Consider the following 16,863-nt stretch of genomic DNA (forward strand, 5'->3'; position numbering starts at 1 on the left):
TCTACTGCTGGTATAATGACATGCATAAAAATGACTTTTGTCAGTTTACATACTGATATACGTTATCTATTACATTATAGTTAATAATTAAATTATTTCAACAATTGTATGACATTTGCAGGCCGGATAAGCCATTACATTTGCAACAATTTTAAGTATAAGGATGGAAGCTAAATCTGATAAAGGAATTATTCTGATGAACCTGGGTTCGCCGGATTCTACGGCAGTGCCGGATGTCAAGCGTTATCTTAATGAGTTTTTAATGGATAAACGGGTTATTGATTATCCGTATCTGTTCCGTTTAATGCTGATCAAAGGTATTATAGTGCCAAGGCGTGCGCCTAAGTCAGCAGAGGCTTATAAATCCATCTGGTGGGAGGAAGGATCTCCGTTGATAGCGCTGACAAAGCAATTGCAGAACGCTGTACAACATGATCTGCAGATGCCTGTGGAGATCTCTATGCGTTACGGAAATCCTTCACAGGAAGACGCATATGACAAACTGCTTCAGCAGAATCCCAATCTGAAAGAAGTGATCCTGCTGCCTTTATATCCGCACTACGCCATGTCTTCTTATGAGACGGCTGTAGAGCACGCAAAGGCCGTACACAAGAAAAAGAAATATCCGTTCACACTGAATATCGTACCTCCCTACTATAGCGAACCTGATTATATCAACGCGCTGGCAGAGAGTATGCGTCCATATGTGTCGCAGGAATTTGATCACCTGCTCTTCAGCTATCATGGTGTACCTGAAAGGCACATACGAAAAGGAGATATTACCGGCAAACATTGTCTGCAGGTAGAAGATTGCTGTCATGTAGGTTCTCCTGCACATGAATTCTGTTACCGTCATCAGGTGTTTATTACCTCTGAACTGGTAGCTGAAAAATTGAAAATACCGAGAGAGAAATGGAGCGTTACCTTCCAGTCCCGTCTGGGAAGAGAAGAGTGGCTGAAACCTTACACAGCCGCTACACTGGAAGAATTGCCAAAGAAAGGAGTGAAGCGTTTGCTGGTGGCTTGTCCTGCGTTTGTGTCGGACTGTCTTGAAACGCTGGAGGAAATTGCAGTGGAAGGTAAGCATACCTTTATCAATAGTGGCGGTGACAGCTTTACCATGATACCTTGTCTGAATGTACACCCATTATGGGTAGGGGCAGTGGTAAAATGGATGACAGCAATGTCCTGACCCGTTATGACCAATATCCGCAATCATGCAAACACAACCCGTTATCATTGCCGGCGCCGGTATTGCCGGACTAAGTATTGCCTACGAATTACAGCAGAAAGGCATTCCCTATGAAATTATGGAGGCCTCTTCCTATGCGGGAGGCGTTGTAAAATCATTACATATTGACGGCTATGAACTGGATGCCGGCCCGAATTCTCTGGCCGCTTCCACCGAGTTCATGGCTTATATCGATCAGCTGGGTTTACAGGATGAAGTGCTGGAAGCCGCTGCTGCCAGTAAAAACCGCTTTCTGGTCAGAAATAATAAATTACATGCAGTATCCCCACATCCTTTTAAGATACTGCAATCAGACTATATCAGTGGCGGCGCCAAATGGCGCCTGTTCACGGAAAGATTTCGCAAAGCAGCTGCTCCGGAAGGAGAAGAAACGGTATCTTCCTTTGTAACCCGCCGCTTTGGAAAAGAGATCAATGAATACCTGTTTGAACCGGTACTCTCCGGCATCTATGCGGGTAATCCCGATCTGATGTCAGTAGGGGAAGTACTCCCCATGCTGCCACAGTGGGAGAAAAAATACGGTAGCGTTACACAGGGATTGATGAAGAACAAGGGCGCTATGGGAGGTCGTAAGATCATTGCCTTCAAAGGCGGTAATGCGACACTGACCAACAAATTACAATCTCTCCTCACCGGTAAAATAAGATTCAATTGCGCCATAACGGGTGTTACCCGTGGGGCAGCTGATTATATTGTACAATACACGGAGAGTGGTAATACTGCTATGCTGAATGCCTCCCGTGTCATCTTCACTACACCTGCTTATAGTACAGCTGTTGCGATACAAGGACTGGACGCGTCTCTGGCTGCGCATCTCAGCGAAGTGCCTTATCCCCGGATGGGCGTGCTGCATCTTGGATTCGGACAGGAAGCGCAGCAAAAAGCACCTGCAGGTTTTGGATTTCTGGTGCCACATGCAGCAGGAAAACATTTCCTCGGCGCTATCTGTAACAGTGCCATATTCCCTTCACGGGTACCGACAGGTAAAATATTGTTTACTGTATTTGTCGGTGGTGCAAGACAGGAACAGCTGTTTGATCAGCTGGGACCAGAAAAGCTGCAACAGACTGTAGTAACAGAATTGATGGAACTGCTGGGGCTGACAACGCCTCCTGAAATGCAGCGTTTCAGTGAATGGAACAGAGCAATTCCGCAATTGAATGTAGGTTACGCGCAGACCAGACAACAGATCCGCTTTTTTGAACAACGTTATCCCGGCATCAGATTGGCAGGTAACTATGTGACAGGAGTAGCGGTGCCCGCTATCATCCAGGCGGCGAAAGGATACTGTTGAGTATACTTATCTTGGCATAGTTTTCTGTTGCATATTATGATGGCAACGGGCAAAATACATATCGGAACATCCGGATGGAGTTATAAACACTGGCGGGAGATCTTCTACCCGCCAGACCTGAAACCCACAGAGTACCTTTCTTTTTATGCCGGTCATTTCCAGACGGCCGAGATCAACACCAGCTTTTATCATCTCCCAAAACCTGCCACCGTTGAAAAATGGACAGATACGGTGAATACAAGGTTCCATTTCTGCCCCAAGATCAGCCGTTTTATTACACATATTAAAAAGCTGAATGACCCTGAAGATACATTGCCCCGGTTCTTCGATGTTTTTGATCCCGTGCATAAGCATCTGGGACCTGTGCTGATACAATTACCTGCAACATTGGGATTTCATGAAGATAAAGTAAGTCACTTCTTTGGAGTACTCAAGGAATACAAAGGGTATAGCTTCGCCATTGAACCCAGGCATGAAAGCTGGCTACAGGATAATGCTATCGCCTTGCTTGAAAAGTACAGGATTGCCTTTGTGATAGCTGAATCCGGTAAACGCTGGCCATATGGAGAGTTTGTGACTGCCCGGCACATCTATATTCGTTTTCATGGTCCCGATGGCTCATATGCGACATCTTACAGTCATAAGACGCTCGAAAAGTATGCGGAAAAAATGCGTAACTGGAAAGAAGAAGGGCATACAGTTTGGGTGTTTTTCAATAACGATGTCCATGGATATGCCATTGAGAATGCAAATACATTGATTGATATGACTAAAGCATGATGTATGAAAACAGCAACGAGGAAAACAGCAGCAAAAAAGAAAACAGCCGTTACAACATCGCCACGTAAGAAAGCTGTTAAGAAAGATTTGTCGAAGACGTACAATGAATTCAAGGAATTTGAAGGACAACAATACACCGGCATGAAGATAGGCAGAAGCCATAAATGGAATTATGATGCAGGTGTCTGGAAAGAAACGAAGATCACACCCGATCTGTGGGAGTTATCATATGCTGTGACCAAACGTAGGGCAGGGCATGCGCCCGAAGGTTCAGGTGTACCGGTAGGGACAGCATATCATTGGTATATTCTGGCGCACCAAAACGTACGAAAACTGAATGCCAATGATTACACCACTTCCATGGCAGGATTGAAACTGAAGCTGGCGCACAAACGTGCCGATAAAGAAAAATGGAGTCTTTCAGGAAAAACGCAGCGGAAGCATCTGATTGAATTTCTCCGGGAGATTATTGCACAGCTGGAAAAAGAGCCTGCGCCGCTTGATCTTATATACAATGAAAAGCAGTACCTTGGAGAAGCTATTCCTATCGGACAAACCTGTCATGATGGCCTTTGTGAAGAGTATGATGTTATCCTCAATGATGCCAGTATGGGTATTATCAGGCGTATGAAGAAAGGCTGGAAAATCGATGGGATGGAAGATAAAAAGTTTGTCAACGCGATAGGAGAGGCAATAGTGCAATCATCCGCCAAATAAATCAGACATATGCCCGAACTACCAGATCTGCAGGTATTCAGCCACAACCTCGATAAAGTACTATCAGGTAAGAAATTAAAAGCCGTTAAACTGGAAAATACCAAAAAAGCAAAAGATAGTCCGGCTGCTTTCAGGAAAGCACTGGAAGGAGAAAAGCTGGAAAAGGTGTACAGAGAAGGGAAGGAGCTGCGTTTTCGGTTTGAAAATGATGCTATATTAGGAATGCATCTGATGCTGCACGGAAAATTGTATTACTTCGAAGAACAGAATACAAATAAACATACGATCATTGAGCTGCTGTTTGAAGATGGAAAGGGCCTTGCGTTGACGGATTTTCAAGGGGCTGCAGTGCCTTCACTGAATCCGGAAGTAGCGGAAGCGCCTGATGCGTTGTCAAAGGAGTTCACATTGGAATTTCTGAAAGAGCAGCTGGCAAAGAAAAAGACAGCTATCAAGAAAATACTGCTTGACCAGCATGTCATCAGGGGGATTGGTAACGCCTACGCAGATGAGATCTTATGGGAAGCAGGTATTTCGCCTTTCTCTATCGCCAATAAGATCCCTGCTGCTAAGGTCAAAGCTTTGCATCATTCGATTCATGAGGTGCTGACAACAGCAGAAAAACAGATCCGTAAAGAACACCCGGATATCATTGCAGGTGAGATACGAGATTTTATGAAAATACATCAGCCTAAAAAGACGCATAGTCCATCGGGAGGTGCTATTGAGCAGAAGGAACTGAATGGCCGGAAAACGTATTATACAGACGAACAGGAACTATTTGAATAGTCGATATATTGGGATGCTTACAGGCATCCCAATTTTTTATTATCCCTCTTTTTTGTTAACTTGTAGTGTGAATAAATTTGACCCCAAAACCCCGTTACCCCATTTGTCGTGTTGATATCCATATACAAAATGAGCACATAAAGACATAATGCCACAAAGCCTTCTCCGGCACTATTTCACAACTATTTTAATGCATCTTTTATGACTGAAATGCAGCATGCTGCCCCACAATCTCCCCTTCCTCCTTATAGGGATGATGATGGTAATGAAATCACGGCCGGCGGGAAATGGCTCGCTGGTTTACTGATCATTTTCTTTACATTATTCAGCGCGATCTGCCTGATTGCGCACTGGCCGGACAGAATACCGGGTCCGAAAGAAAATACCACCTCGCTCTATGTGAATAAATGGTTCCATGTAAGGCTGGTTGATTCAATTATTGATATTGCTCATCTGCAAAAACAGATGGTCAATACACCCCTTGATACCGCAAAGAAAGATACTACCGGAAAGGATACAATGGTCGTACAAATGGCGGCTGATGCTGCATTTACTGTGATACAGGGGCGGACTATTTATTACAAAGGAAACGAAAGTGGGCTGATACACATCAATACCCTATTCCTGTTATTGGTAGGCATAGCAGGATTTCTCGGTAACATGATCCACATAGCGACCTCATTTACCACCTTTATTGGAGCAGGTAAATTCCGCAAGAGCTGGATACTTTGGTATGTTGTCAAACCATTTACTGCAGCAGCACTGGCTATTGCGATTTACTTTGTTTTCAGGGGAGGGTTCCTGAATATGAGTGACGACAGTTCAAATATCAATATCTACGGATTGATGACAATATCGCTTCTGTCAGGACTATTCACAGACAGAGCAACATTAAAACTGAAGGAGATCTTTGACGTGGTGTTTCGTACAAATCCGAAGGAAGAAAGACCGGACAAACTGACAAACGGAGTGCCTAAAATAACCGGTGTAAGTGCTGATCCGCTGGAAGCAGGTAAACCTGTATTGATTACATTGACAGGAGAAAAACTCAACGAAGGCAATATCAATATAACGATCGAAAATATACCTGTGGATAATCCGGAAAGAAAGTCTGATAGTATCAGTTTCAATTATACATTGCCGGAGGCATTGAAACAAAAAGAGCATGTAACATTATCAGCGAAGCCAGATAAAGCAACCACGGCCACTACTTTTCAACTGAAGATTCAACAGGAAGTACTGCCTGAAACCGGCGAATAAACATATAAAGACTGACCGGGAATGTCCCGGCCAGTCTTCTATTTTATGCATAGCGCAATGAAGCAGCTATACTGCTCTCAGCTGGCATTTTGTCTTTCTCCAGAATGAACACATCGCCATTGTGGAGAATGGTCTGGGTGATGGCGTTATTCAGCAGGCATTCGTCCTGGGGTTCTTGTACTTCGTGTATAATCACTCTGTTTTCCTTCTCATCGAAGGTACCCCATAGTTGTGCATTCTTTTCAACAAATAAGCAATCTACCTGACCATAATAGGTCGCAGGTATGACATCATCCGGAATGGATGCTGTCAATGCCCCGGTTGATCCGTTATTATATTTATCTAAAGCCTGCTCTTTCCGCTTGTCAAAAAATGGCTGCATTTTCTCTCTGGCCTGCCTGTAAATTTTTGTCGCTTTCTCATGTTCAAAATTTCCAGTAAGCGCTTCATCAGCTACATGCTGATAGCGGGTCACCTTTCTGAAAATAGGCTGGAGATAATCGACTGCAGCCATGATTAATGGAATGTGCTTGTTATGCAGCACTTCTTTCCATATGGTTTTATCCACTTCCTCAAGATAATTTGCGATATCAGTTTTATGATCCGGGTTCGAATTCATGCCATGATAATTCGCACCATGGCCACCGCCAGAGCTTCCTGTGCGGAACAGCTGCTGGTCGCCTTTTTCTTCAAAGTGTATAACATCGTCCATACCATCTGGCATTCCTTCCACAGGTATTTCTTTCATTCCGAATGCATCTGCGAGGAACAGTTTTGCCTTGTGCTTACTAAATGTAAGGACATAGAACTGTTCTGTACTGCTTAATATTGGCAACAGCGGCGTCAGCATAAAGCTATGATTGCAATAGATCTGCTGTTGCATCGGCATCGGCAGGCGCAGATAACGGAATGAATTTTCTGTGATGAAGCAGGCCAGTCCTTCCTGTTGATTTTTCCAGAATAGTTCGTCTTTCAGCAGCTCATATCCGGGTTGTAAAAATTGTCTTATCTGCAGCTGCGATATCGATTTTTCTTCCAGTCTTTTTTGCGTTTGTTGCAGCATGTTTTTAAAGCAGATCAGATCCTGTTGCTCATTTACCTCCTGTCCTGATGCATGTGTCGGCATATAAAGTGTAACACAGATATTTCCCTTTTCTGCTGCCAGTTCTGCAAAAGTGTTTTTATCAGGTCTGCCTGCTATTTCAATTGCAGTAATGTTATGCTGGGGCTGATCAAACGTCTCTTCTACGGTTTTGTCAGCTGGAGCTTCCCTGAGATTTTGTTGTTGCTGTGTCGCTTTTTTAGCAGTATCTCTGTTTGGATGGCGCATATGTACACCCGGTTGCAGCTCATCTGGTCCCATGGTATATTTATCCGTCATTTCAAGGTCTGCTTCCAGCTCATCAGGGGAAATGGACCTTCTTAAACCTAATCCCTCCTTTCCATTACCGGAAGGCTTTCCTTTAATCGGCGTAAATTTTCCGTTTTGATCTTTTGGCATAAAATGTAAGTTTAGATGAACAAAAACAAGCTCAGCCTGATTCTGGACTGTCTTCTGATGATATGCACACTAATATCCTGCCAAGCCTTTCCTGCTGAGGCGGAGAGTTTTTTGTTCAACTTGTTGTGATGCCTTATATTTAGAAAAACTACCGTAAATTCAGATCATAAATTCCACTAGATGATTGCAGGCGTCCTTAAAGAACAGCCAGGAGAAAACAGGGTTTCTTTAGTGCCGGAGATTGTTAAGCAGTTAGAAAAGCAAGGAGTAACGGTTTGGATCGAACCGGATGCCGGAACCCGGGCATATTACCCAGATGAATCCTACATACAGGCAGGTGCCCAGATCAAACCTGCCGGAGAGATCCTGCAACAGGCAGATATTATCCTCAGCATACAGATACCTGAAGAATCTTCCTGGAAGATGATCCCGGCAGGGAAAGTATTGGCGGGCATTTATCAGCCTTTGTACAACACGGCGCTGATGCAGCAATGGGCGGAGAAACAGCTCACCGCTTTTAGTCTCGACAGCGTACCCCGTACGACCAGAGCCCAGAGTATGGATGTACTGAGTTCTCAGGCCAATATTGCCGGTTATAAGGCCGTATTAGTCGCAGCCACCAGCTACAGCCGCTACTTCCCTATGTTTATGACTGCAGCGGGTAGTATTGCACCCGCAAAAGTGCTGATACTCGGGGCTGGCGTGGCCGGCTTACAGGCCATTGCAACGGCCAGAAGACTGGGCGCTGTTGTAGAAGTGTTTGATACACGTCCTGCTGTAAAAGAAGAAGTGATGAGTCTCGGTGCACGCTTTATAGAAGTGGAAGGCGCTGCTGATGCATCTGCCGCCGGTGGATATGCAGTAGAACAGAGTGCAGACTATAAGCAAAGACAGCAGGAAAAGATCGCAGAAAGCATCGCGAAGGCAGATATCGTGATCACGACTGCACAGATCCCCGGTCGTAAAGCCCCCTTATTGATCCCTACAGCTATGTTGGAGAGAATGAAGCAAGGTTCAGTGATCATAGACCTGGCTGCGGCCACCGGTGGTAATACGTCCCTTACCGAAAATAACCGGACGGTCACTCATCAGGGTGTTACGATTATTGGTGATTCTAACCTGCCCTCTTCTATGCCATCAGACGCAAGTAAACTATACGCAAAAAATATGTACAATTTTTTGCAGCTACTGATAAAGAACGGAGACCTCGTGCTGAACTTTTCAGATGACATTGTACAAGGTGCCTGTATTACCCATAGCGGCGCTATTACCAATGAACGGCTGAAGCAGACCGAAGGTGTCAAGCTGTAAGTATCCGTTATTTCCTGACATCAATATTCCCCATCATGGAAGCTGTTTTTTCTTTTTTAGAACAACATCTTGAACTGACCTACATTGTTATTCTTTCCATCTTCCTTGGCGTGGAAGTCATCTCCCGTGTACCATCCGTATTACACACCCCATTGATGAGCGGCGCTAATGCTATCCACGGTGTTGTGATCATCGGTGCTATTATCGTGATGGGACAGGCGAGTGATGAGAATTACCTCGCGCTGATACTTGGGTTTCTCGCAGTGATACTGGGAACGATAAATGTGGTGGGTGGCTTTGTGGTGACCGACAGGATGCTCGAAATGTTTAAATCGAAAAAGACCAAATAGTTGTATCTAATCATTGCTCTATGTTATCGTTGATCTACCTGATAGGCTCTGTCACATTTATTGTCGGATTAAAGATGTTGAGTAATCCCGCTACAGCCAGAAAAGGCAACGCAATTGCTGCGGGAGGGATGGCACTTGCTATACTCGGAACCATTTTCCTTTACAGACATAACGGACAAGGATTACACAATTACGGCTGGATTATTACCGGTCTGGTAGTCGGTGGTGTAATCGGTCTTATTTCTGCCAGAAGAGTGAAAATGACTGCCATGCCTGAAATGGTCAGTCTGTTCAATGGAATGGGTGGTGCCTGTGCCGCATTGATTTCTGTTGTAGAGTTTGAACATATGGCGGGTACATTGGCCGATATTCCCGATGTACGGGGGCAACTGGGGATCATATTTGCCGGAATGATCATAGGAGCAGTATCATTTGCAGGATCTGTTATAGCATGGGGGAAGCTGAACGGACGTATCAGGGATATTTCTTTTCAGGGTCAACATATCCTGAATCTGTCAGTGCTGGCAGTGATTGTATTGCTGACCATATTCGTGACAGTTACATTGCCCTCCGCCACAGTAGCATTGTTTGCATCAGTACTGGTACTGTCGCTGATCTATGGCGTGTTTTTCGTATTGCCCATCGGTGGAGCAGATATGCCGGTTGTGATTTCGCTGCTGAATTCATTTACAGGGGTCGCGGCTGCCTGTGGTGGTTTTCTGTATAATAACCCGGTTATGTTGACCGGAGGTATACTGGTAGGTTCTGCAGGTACCATCCTGACCATCCTGATGTGTAAGGCCATGAACCGTTCTCTGAAGAATGTGCTGATCGGCGCTTTTGGTGGTGCAAAGGCAGGAGGTGTCGCGAAGGAACAGGGTGCCTATAAAGAGATAAGCCTGTCAGATACGGCGGTAGTAATGGCATATGCGCATAAAGTGATGATTGTACCCGGGTATGGACTGGCAGTCGCGCAGGCACAACATGCCTGTCATGAACTGGAAACGCTGCTGGAAGGAAGGGGGGTGGAAGTGAGATATGCGATCCATCCGGTAGCAGGACGTATGCCGGGCCATATGAACGTATTGTTGGCCGAAGCAGACGTACCGTATGATAAACTGCTGGAGATGGAACAGGCTAACGGACAGTTTAATACGACGGATGTGGTACTGATATTAGGCGCAAATGATGTGGTAAATCCGGCCGCAAAAAGTGATCCTTCCAGCCCGATCTATGGCATGCCAATACTGGAAGTAGAAAACGCCAGAAGCGTGATTGTCAATAAACGCAGTATGAAACCGGGGTATGCCGGTATTGAGAATGACCTCTTTTTCCAACCCAAAACTTCGATGTTGTTTGGCGATGCCAAACAGGTACTACAGCAGCTGGTAGCAGAGATAGTGAATAGTCTATAAAAGCCCATCTGACTGCTATGCCCCGTTTTTTCAGTATTTTGCTGCAAAAATAAGGGGTTGGATTTCTTACCGAAAAAATTTACAGACACACTATCAGGACTGCCAGGTATGGATTTGGCAGCCTTTTTGCGTATACATGAGGCAGGCGAAAAAATCACTTCTCTCAGGATAAATCCGAACAAATTACAGGATGAGCAAGTAGTACAAAAGGTACTGCAATCACTGACAGAAACAAGCGTCAGCCGGGTTCCATGGTCACAGTATGGTTACTACCTGCCGGTGAGACCGTCTTTTACCTTTGATCCTTTTTTCCATGCAGGTGCTTATTACGTACAGGAAGCTTCTTCTATGTTCGTAGAACAGGTGATGCGGCATGTATGTAATCTGGAAAGCCCATTGAAAGTATTGGATCTTTGTGCTGCTCCGGGTGGTAAATCTACCCTGCTTCAATCGCTGATCAGCGCTGACAGTGTGCTGGTATCAAATGAAGTGATCAAAAGCAGAGCGGCTCTTTTAGGCGATAATATCAGCAAATGGGGTGCTGCAAATGTGATCGTTACAAACAATGATCCACGTGATTTTGGCAGACTGCCCGGATACTTTGATGTGATGGTGGTAGATGCTCCCTGCTCAGGTTCAGGACTTTTCAGACGTGAACCGGAAGCAGTAGAAGAGTGGTCGCCTGAAAATGTGATGTTGTGTAGTCAGCGTCAGCAGCGCATACTTGCAGACGTATGGAATACGTTAAAAGAGAACGGGATACTGATCTATGCTACCTGCTCTTATTCCCGTCAGGAAGACGAAGAGATCATGGAATGGATACAGGATAACTTTTCAGTAGAAAATATCGCGATACCTGTCAGTGAAGACTGGCACATTGTGAAGACCACAGCAGGACCACAACAGGCAGAAGGATATCGTTTTTACCCTGACAAAGTAAAAGGAGAAGGCTTCTTTATCACCTGTTTCCGTAAGACTTCCGTTGATGAATATTCCGCTAAGAAACAGAGGGACAGCATCACAGCGGTTGCAAAGAAAGATCAGGAGAAGGTCGCACATTGGTTGAAAAATACGGACAATCTCTTTATGATGGATCATCAGGGAGAGGTATTAATATTTCCGGAAAATATGGCGCCAGTTGTTTCTTTATTACAACAGCACTTATATTTGCGGAAAGCTGGCGTTAAAGCGGGCCAGCTGGCAGCGAAAGAACTGATTCCTGATCATCAGCTGGCAATGAGCACTATGATCAGGGATGAAATCCCACAAGTGACGTTGACCCGTGAGCAGTCTTTACGCTATCTGAGAAAAGAAGACCCTGAGGTAACTACAGATGTGAAAGGCTGGGCGCTGATGAAGTATGAAGGGATGGCGCTCGGATGGGCGAAGATATTACCTAACCGTATCAACAATTACTATCCTAAAGAACTCCGTATTCTGAAAGAAGTGTAGGCAAAAATTTTTAATTTAGTTACCTGAAAGGTATAAACAGCGTAGTAATGGTAAAAACGTTCATGACAATTGCGGGACTTGTATTATGTGTTGCCGGTGGAGTACAGGCACAGGACAGGGTCCAGGTACAGGGTGCCTCTCCCGATCTGTATGTACTGCACACTGTAAAGAAAGGAGAAACCCTTTACAGTCTGGGCAGGTCCTACAGTTTGTCTCCGAAAGAGATTGCAAGTGAGAACAATATCTCAGCTGAACAAGGTTTGCAGCTGGGACAGTCTGTAAAGATTCCCCTAAACGGCACCAATTTTTCACAAAAAACAGATGCAGGTGGAACGCCTGTATATCATAAGGTTGAAGAAAAAGAAACACTGTATCGTCTTAGTGTAAACCATAATAAAGTATCACTGGATAACATCCGTCGCTGGAACAATATGACCGGTGATGGTCTGCAGAAGGATGGTTTCGTGATCGTCGGTTATCTGAAAGGAACAGGTATTCCTGCTTCCGCACCGGTAGCCAGCAATCCGCCTGCTACACCTCCTCCTGCCACTCATCCGGTAAGCACACCGCCAGCTACGACGACGGCGCCAACGCCGTCAACACCAGCGCCTACAACGCCGGTAGTAACTACCCCGGCAGCAGGCACAACGCCCGCTCCTCCGGTAACAAAACCAGATCAGCAGGCGCCACCGGAACCAGCTACTACCACGCCAACACCAGCTCCGGCTACCAATACCGGTAGTACAAAACCAGCACCGGCAGCCAGCGCAGGTTCTTCTTTCGAGCAACTGTATAACCAGCAGACGAGCAACGGTAAGAGCGTGACCGCTGAAAAAGGTCCGGGTGGATGGTTCAAAAGCAACGCCAGCGCCGGTAAATATTACGCATTACACAATACAGCGCCAAGAGGCACCATCATCAAAGTGACCAATCCGCTGAATGGTAAGTTTATCTACGCCAAAGTGCTGGAAGCCATTCCGCAGATTAAACAGAACGAAGGCCTGATCATTAAACTGAGCGATTCCGCACTGGAAGCACTGGGTACAAATGAAGCGAAATTCTACTGTCAGCTGAACTATGAAGAATAGTTAATCAGGAATTGATAGACAAGTCTGACTATTCTCTAAGTATATAAAAGATAAAGGCGTCCGGTCATCCCGGACGCCTTTATCTTTTATAATAGCTGATCTGATTATTCAATCTCTATTGCTTATCCGCGCTCACTCTTCGCTGCATTCCTGATTCCTAATTGACTTTATAACCTCTTAAGAAAGCCTCTACATCCATCCGCTTTTTCCCTTCCATCTGTATTTCCTGTAGTGAGAGATAGCCATCTGTTGCAGCTATTTTCAGATAGGTTTTGTTATCACTGATCGCTTCTCCCGGTGCAACAGTCGGTTGTGTATGTTCTCTGGTAGCCTTGAATATCTTCACACTCTTTCCGGCAAGCATTGTCCATGCAGTAGGATAGGGGCTCATACCGCGTACCAGATTGTAGATCTGTTCAACCGGCTGTTCCCATTTTATCTGACAATCTTCTTTAAAGATCTTAGGGGCATGTTTGATCTCCTCTGCTTTGATATGCGCCTGTGGCGTACCAGTAGCTGTACCGGAAGCCAGTGCCTGTACTGTTTTTAACAGCAGACCAGCGCCCGTTGCCATCAGGTCGTCATGGAGTTCTCCCGCAGTTTCATCATCTCTGATTACGACGGACTGACTAAACAGGATATCACCGGTATCGATTTCATGCTGGAGCTTGAAGGTGGTCACACCTGATTCTTTCTCTCCATTAATGATCGCCCAGTTGATAGGTGCAGCCCCTCTGTAGTTCGGCAACAGCGAAGCATGTACGTTGATAGTGCCCAAAGGTGGCATATCCCATACTACTTCCGGCAACATACGGAAGGCTACTACTACCTGCAGATCAGCTTTTAAGTCCCTTAATGCTGCCAGGAAGTCCGGATTCTTCAGTTTCTCCGGTTGTAATACCGGAATGTTTTTGGATACTGCATATTGTTTGACAGCACTTTGCTGTAATTGTAAGCCTCTTCCGGCAGGTTTATCGGGTGCTGTGATGACAGTCACTACATTATAACCATTTTGGACAAGGATGTCGAGTGAAGCCACTGCGAAATCAGGGGTGCCCATAAAAATGATCCTTATATTTTGTTGGTCCTTTAACTCACTCTGCATATAATAAGTATTTCTTCCTGATGGTTTTAAATTGTGTCAATGCAGGTTCCCATGTTTCGCGTATGTCCGCTTCACTGAGTCCCTGTTTTATCTGCCGTTGCAAGGTAGTGTTGCCGGCAAGTTTATTGAAAAATGGTGTAAAGAAATTTTCCTTCTCCGGATACAGATCATATGCCTGTAATAACCATTTCAGCTGAAGTTTGTTGTCCATCTCAGCCCTTACTGCTTCCGGTGTGCCTGTGAGATTATACCCATAGCAGGTCACATTTTTCAGCGGAGGCTCTTTAGCGCCTGATGTACTACGGGGGGTGAATTTGTACAGATCCTTTGGAAAGGACGGATGGCCGAATACCTGAAAGGGAAGATCTGTGCCCCGTCCCAGACTAAGCACTGTGCCTTCAAACAGACAGGTGGAAGGGTAGAGGTAGATCGCTGCCATATTGGGCAGGTTAGGCGACGGTTTTACAGGTAACTGATAGAAGGTATGATCATCGTAGCCCTTGCATGGAATGACGGTCAGTTTGCATTCCACGCCGTTTTTGAGCCATTTTTCTCCATTGAGCATATATGCATATTCTCCTACGGTCATACCGTGTACAATGGGAATGGGTTGCATGCCTACAAAAGAGCGCAGGCTGGTATCTTCCAGTATGGGCCCGTCTACATAATGTCCATTAGGGTTGGGCCTGTCCAGTACAATGAGCGGTTTATTATTCTCAGCAGCAGATTCCATGAATTCCTGCAGTGAGGAGATATAGGTATAAAAGCGCGTACCTACATCCTGGATGTCGAAAAGCAGTATGTCAACATCCTGAAGGTCGGCGGCATCTGCCTTACGGTGTTTGCCATATAAAGATACGATGGTCAGTCCGGTGCTGGCGTCTGTACTATTACCCACTTTTTCGCCCGCATCTGCATTACCTCTGAATCCATGTTCCGGACTGAATATCTTCTGTATATGCACATGCAATTTCAGCAATGAATCAACGAGGTGCGTATGGCCTATCATAGCAGTCTGATTCACCAGTAATGCAACTCTTTTGCCGCTTAACAGAGGCAGGTATCCTTCTGTTCTGTCAGCGCCGGTAAGGACCTGCCCCTGACTGGCTGCTGTAAATATCAGGCAATAAAAAAGCGTAATGAAGACCTTATACATGCCGTAAAAATAGTTTAAATCACGCAAGATATTAAGGATTGGTAGTTTAGTGGAATAATGTTAAATTGAATATCTAATTACTAATTTCTTTACCTTGCGGTAATTATCCAATAACACTTTTAATTAAATTATTATGCAAGCAGTTAAAAACGGAGATACGGTGCGTGTGCATTATCATGGCCGCCTGACCAACGGAACAACTTTTGACTCTTCCGAAGGCAGAGACCCGCTTGAATTTAAGGTTGGCGCCGGTATGGTTATTAAAGGCTTTGACAATGGTGTTGTTGACATGACTATTGGTGAAAAAAGAACCCTGAATATTCCTGTTGAAGAAGCATACGGTCCTAAAAATGAGGAGCTGATCATGGAGTTTCCAAAGGAAAACATTCCATCTGATCTGAACCCACAGGTAGGTATGGATCTGCAGATGAGTAATCCACAGGGTCAGGTATTCCCTGTAAAGGTTGCTGCTATCGGCGATAGTTCCATTACACTGGATGCTAACCATCCTCTGGCTGGTGAAGCTCTGATCTTCGACATCGAACTGGTTGAGATCAAGTAGTCATTCAGATAAGGGAAGTTAAATTATTAAAGAAGAACGCTGATTATCTATTGGATAATCAGCGTTCTTCTTTTAAAGTCATGCTGTAATACCACATTATTCATGTGTCAGTACTATACGGGTTGGACGCTTCTGGTCATCAATTGCCACGAAAGTAAAAGAGCCTGAAATAGCCTTTTCCCTGTGTGTATTATACATCTGTTCCACAAAGATATCCACCTCCACTTTCAAGCTGGTCGTGCCTACATGTACAACTGTTCCCACCAGTTCTATGATCGTACCATGAGGGATCGCCATCTTAAAATCTATTTTATCGCTTGACACTGTGACCATACGCATACGGCTGAAACGGGTAGCTGTAATAAATGCTGCTTCATCCATCAGCTGCATCGCTGTTCCGCCAAATAAAGTATCATAATGGTTCACTGTGTTGGGAAATACCGCTTTGAATATCCGTGTAACGGATTCGGCTATCTGTTTTTCGTATGCCATATCGTTGTTCTACTAATTTATCTTTTAAACCGCAGGGAGAATAATTGCAGCAGGCGATCTTTAAAGCGGGTTTGCCTGTAACTCTTTTTCATGTCATTCAAACATCCGGCACAAAGACATCCGGAATAAGCCTCGCCTATAAAGGCACGCTCTTCTTCAGTCAGCGTTACCTGCTGGCACTGGCAGCGAAGGATAGAACCGACGCGGCATTCAAAAGCTGCATGGCAGCGTGGGCAGGTAATGGTTTCATGACAAGCCATGCAATAAAGTTACGAATCATAATCTAGTAAACAGGAATAGTTTCCTAAAGTGCTGGCTACCTGTATCTTGCAGATAGTA

At 45.1% G+C, this 16,863-nt stretch carries 17 protein-coding genes; 12 read left to right on the forward strand and 5 right to left on the reverse strand.

What is annotated here, in order from left to right:
• Positions 1-163: 163 nt before the first annotated feature.
• The 6 genes from hemH to FEF09_RS05715 all read left to right on the forward strand — a co-directional run bounded on the left by hemH (position 164) and on the right by FEF09_RS05715 (position 6,092).
• Entirely contained in the window at positions 164-1,192 is a 1,029-nt protein-coding gene (gene hemH / locus FEF09_RS05690; RefSeq protein ID WP_146304211.1) for a ferrochelatase, read from the forward strand.
• Positions 1,193-1,217: 25 nt separating this feature from the next.
• Entirely contained in the window at positions 1,218-2,546 is a 1,329-nt protein-coding gene (gene hemG, locus FEF09_RS05695; protein WP_146304212.1) for a protoporphyrinogen oxidase, read from the forward strand.
• 36 nt (positions 2,547-2,582) lie between these two features.
• Positions 2,583-3,326, forward strand: a complete 744-nt coding sequence (locus tag FEF09_RS05700; RefSeq protein WP_261387351.1) for a DUF72 domain-containing protein — start codon at positions 2,583-2,585, stop codon at positions 3,324-3,326.
• 3 nt (positions 3,327-3,329) lie between these two features.
• The gene (locus tag FEF09_RS05705) at positions 3,330-4,043 is read left to right on the forward strand and encodes a hypothetical protein (protein ID WP_146304213.1); all 714 of its coding nucleotides are present in this window, start codon (positions 3,330-3,332) and stop codon (positions 4,041-4,043) included.
• A gap of 9 nt (positions 4,044-4,052) precedes the next feature.
• A complete protein-coding gene (locus FEF09_RS05710; protein ID WP_146304214.1) occupies positions 4,053-4,832 on the forward strand; it encodes an Fpg/Nei family DNA glycosylase in 780 nt (259 codons plus the stop codon).
• Between the two features lie 201 nt (positions 4,833-5,033).
• Positions 5,034-6,092, forward strand: a complete 1,059-nt coding sequence (locus FEF09_RS05715; RefSeq protein ID WP_146304215.1) for a tripartite tricarboxylate transporter TctB family protein — start codon at positions 5,034-5,036, stop codon at positions 6,090-6,092.
• Positions 6,093-6,135: 43 nt separating this feature from the next.
• Here FEF09_RS05715 and FEF09_RS05720 read toward each other — a convergent pair whose 3' ends face one another.
• The gene (locus FEF09_RS05720; protein WP_146304216.1) at positions 6,136-7,593 is read right to left on the reverse strand and encodes a hypothetical protein; all 1,458 of its coding nucleotides are present in this window, start codon (positions 7,591-7,593) and stop codon (positions 6,136-6,138) included.
• Between the two features lie 180 nt (positions 7,594-7,773).
• Here FEF09_RS05720 and FEF09_RS05725 point away from each other — a divergent pair, with 180 nt between their 5' ends.
• The 5 genes from FEF09_RS05725 to FEF09_RS05745 are packed head-to-tail and all read left to right on the forward strand — an operon-like array spanning position 7,774 to position 13,209.
• Complete coding sequence (locus FEF09_RS05725; RefSeq protein WP_146304217.1) at positions 7,774-8,904, forward strand: Re/Si-specific NAD(P)(+) transhydrogenase subunit alpha; 1,131 nt, start codon at positions 7,774-7,776, stop codon at positions 8,902-8,904.
• A 35-nt stretch (positions 8,905-8,939) separates the two neighbouring features.
• Positions 8,940-9,254 carry an NAD(P) transhydrogenase subunit alpha gene (locus tag FEF09_RS05730; protein WP_012794057.1) on the forward strand — a complete coding sequence of 105 codons (315 nt, stop codon included), beginning with the start codon at positions 8,940-8,942 and terminating at the stop codon, positions 9,252-9,254.
• A gap of 20 nt (positions 9,255-9,274) precedes the next feature.
• Positions 9,275-10,669: an NAD(P)(+) transhydrogenase (Re/Si-specific) subunit beta gene (locus FEF09_RS05735; RefSeq protein ID WP_146304218.1), complete on the forward strand. Its 1,395-nt coding sequence runs from the start codon at positions 9,275-9,277 to the stop codon at positions 10,667-10,669.
• 57 nt (positions 10,670-10,726) lie between these two features.
• Positions 10,727-12,121, forward strand: coding sequence for a methyltransferase RsmF C-terminal domain-like protein (locus FEF09_RS05740; RefSeq protein ID WP_146304219.1), 1,395 nt, complete (start codon positions 10,727-10,729; stop codon positions 12,119-12,121).
• Between the two features lie 47 nt (positions 12,122-12,168).
• Positions 12,169-13,209 carry a LysM peptidoglycan-binding domain-containing protein gene (locus FEF09_RS05745; RefSeq protein ID WP_146304220.1) on the forward strand — a complete coding sequence of 347 codons (1,041 nt, stop codon included), beginning with the start codon at positions 12,169-12,171 and terminating at the stop codon, positions 13,207-13,209.
• A gap of 157 nt (positions 13,210-13,366) precedes the next feature.
• Here the strand turns inward: FEF09_RS05745 and fmt are convergent, their stop codons facing one another.
• Together fmt and FEF09_RS05755 are read right to left on the reverse strand one after the other, a co-directional pair.
• On the reverse strand, positions 13,367-14,314 hold the full coding sequence (fmt, locus tag FEF09_RS05750) for a methionyl-tRNA formyltransferase (RefSeq protein WP_146304221.1): 948 nt from the start codon (positions 14,312-14,314) through the stop codon (positions 13,367-13,369).
• Positions 14,304-15,470 (reverse strand): exo-beta-N-acetylmuramidase NamZ domain-containing protein, encoded by a 1,167-nt coding sequence (locus FEF09_RS05755; RefSeq protein ID WP_146304222.1) that lies wholly within the window; start codon positions 15,468-15,470, stop codon positions 14,304-14,306. The genes fmt and FEF09_RS05755 overlap by 11 nt, the downstream gene beginning before the upstream one ends.
• A 133-nt stretch (positions 15,471-15,603) precedes the next feature.
• On the opposite strand from FEF09_RS05755, the gene FEF09_RS05760 reads away from it, so the two are divergent.
• A complete protein-coding gene (locus tag FEF09_RS05760) occupies positions 15,604-16,032 on the forward strand; it encodes a peptidylprolyl isomerase (protein ID WP_146304223.1) in 429 nt (142 codons plus the stop codon).
• Between the two features lie 96 nt (positions 16,033-16,128).
• On the opposite strand, the gene FEF09_RS05765 is transcribed toward FEF09_RS05760, so the two are convergent.
• Positions 16,129-16,524 carry an acyl-CoA thioesterase gene (locus FEF09_RS05765; RefSeq protein ID WP_146304224.1) on the reverse strand — a complete coding sequence of 132 codons (396 nt, stop codon included), beginning with the start codon at positions 16,522-16,524 and terminating at the stop codon, positions 16,129-16,131.
• A gap of 17 nt (positions 16,525-16,541) precedes the next feature.
• Positions 16,542-16,784, reverse strand: coding sequence for a cysteine-rich CWC family protein (locus tag FEF09_RS05770; protein ID WP_146304225.1), 243 nt, complete (start codon positions 16,782-16,784; stop codon positions 16,542-16,544).
• Between the last annotated feature and the right edge of the window lie 79 nt (positions 16,785-16,863).

The organism is Chitinophaga pinensis (assembly GCF_007896845.1).
Classification (GTDB): domain Bacteria; phylum Bacteroidota; class Bacteroidia; order Chitinophagales; family Chitinophagaceae; genus Chitinophaga; species Chitinophaga pinensis_C.

Excerpts from the sequence above, each read along its gene's own strand:
- hemH (WP_146304211.1), top strand. The coding sequence starts at position 164 with ATGGAAGCTAAATCTGATAAAGGAATTATTCTGATGAACCTGGGTTCG.
- hemG (WP_146304212.1), top strand. The coding sequence starts at position 1,218 with ATGCAAACACAACCCGTTATCATTGCCGGCGCCGGTATTGCCGGACTA.
- FEF09_RS05700 (WP_261387351.1), top strand. The coding sequence starts at position 2,583 with ATGATGGCAACGGGCAAAATACATATCGGAACATCCGGATGGAGTTAT.
- FEF09_RS05705 (WP_146304213.1), top strand. The coding sequence starts at position 3,330 with ATGAAAACAGCAACGAGGAAAACAGCAGCAAAAAAGAAAACAGCCGTT.
- FEF09_RS05710 (WP_146304214.1), top strand. The coding sequence starts at position 4,053 with ATGCCCGAACTACCAGATCTGCAGGTATTCAGCCACAACCTCGATAAA.
- FEF09_RS05715 (WP_146304215.1), top strand. The coding sequence starts at position 5,034 with ATGACTGAAATGCAGCATGCTGCCCCACAATCTCCCCTTCCTCCTTAT.
- FEF09_RS05720 (WP_146304216.1), bottom strand. The coding sequence starts at position 7,593 with ATGCCAAAAGATCAAAACGGAAAATTTACGCCGATTAAAGGAAAGCCT.
- FEF09_RS05725 (WP_146304217.1), top strand. The coding sequence starts at position 7,774 with ATGATTGCAGGCGTCCTTAAAGAACAGCCAGGAGAAAACAGGGTTTCT.
- FEF09_RS05730 (WP_012794057.1), top strand. The coding sequence starts at position 8,940 with ATGGAAGCTGTTTTTTCTTTTTTAGAACAACATCTTGAACTGACCTAC.
- FEF09_RS05735 (WP_146304218.1), top strand. The coding sequence starts at position 9,275 with ATGTTATCGTTGATCTACCTGATAGGCTCTGTCACATTTATTGTCGGA.
- FEF09_RS05745 (WP_146304220.1), top strand. The coding sequence starts at position 12,169 with ATGGTAAAAACGTTCATGACAATTGCGGGACTTGTATTATGTGTTGCC.
- fmt (WP_146304221.1), bottom strand. The coding sequence starts at position 14,314 with ATGCAGAGTGAGTTAAAGGACCAACAAAATATAAGGATCATTTTTATG.
- FEF09_RS05755 (WP_146304222.1), bottom strand. The coding sequence starts at position 15,470 with ATGTATAAGGTCTTCATTACGCTTTTTTATTGCCTGATATTTACAGCA.
- FEF09_RS05760 (WP_146304223.1), top strand. The coding sequence starts at position 15,604 with ATGCAAGCAGTTAAAAACGGAGATACGGTGCGTGTGCATTATCATGGC.
- FEF09_RS05765 (WP_146304224.1), bottom strand. The coding sequence starts at position 16,524 with ATGGCATACGAAAAACAGATAGCCGAATCCGTTACACGGATATTCAAA.
- FEF09_RS05770 (WP_146304225.1), bottom strand. The coding sequence starts at position 16,784 with ATGGCTTGTCATGAAACCATTACCTGCCCACGCTGCCATGCAGCTTTT.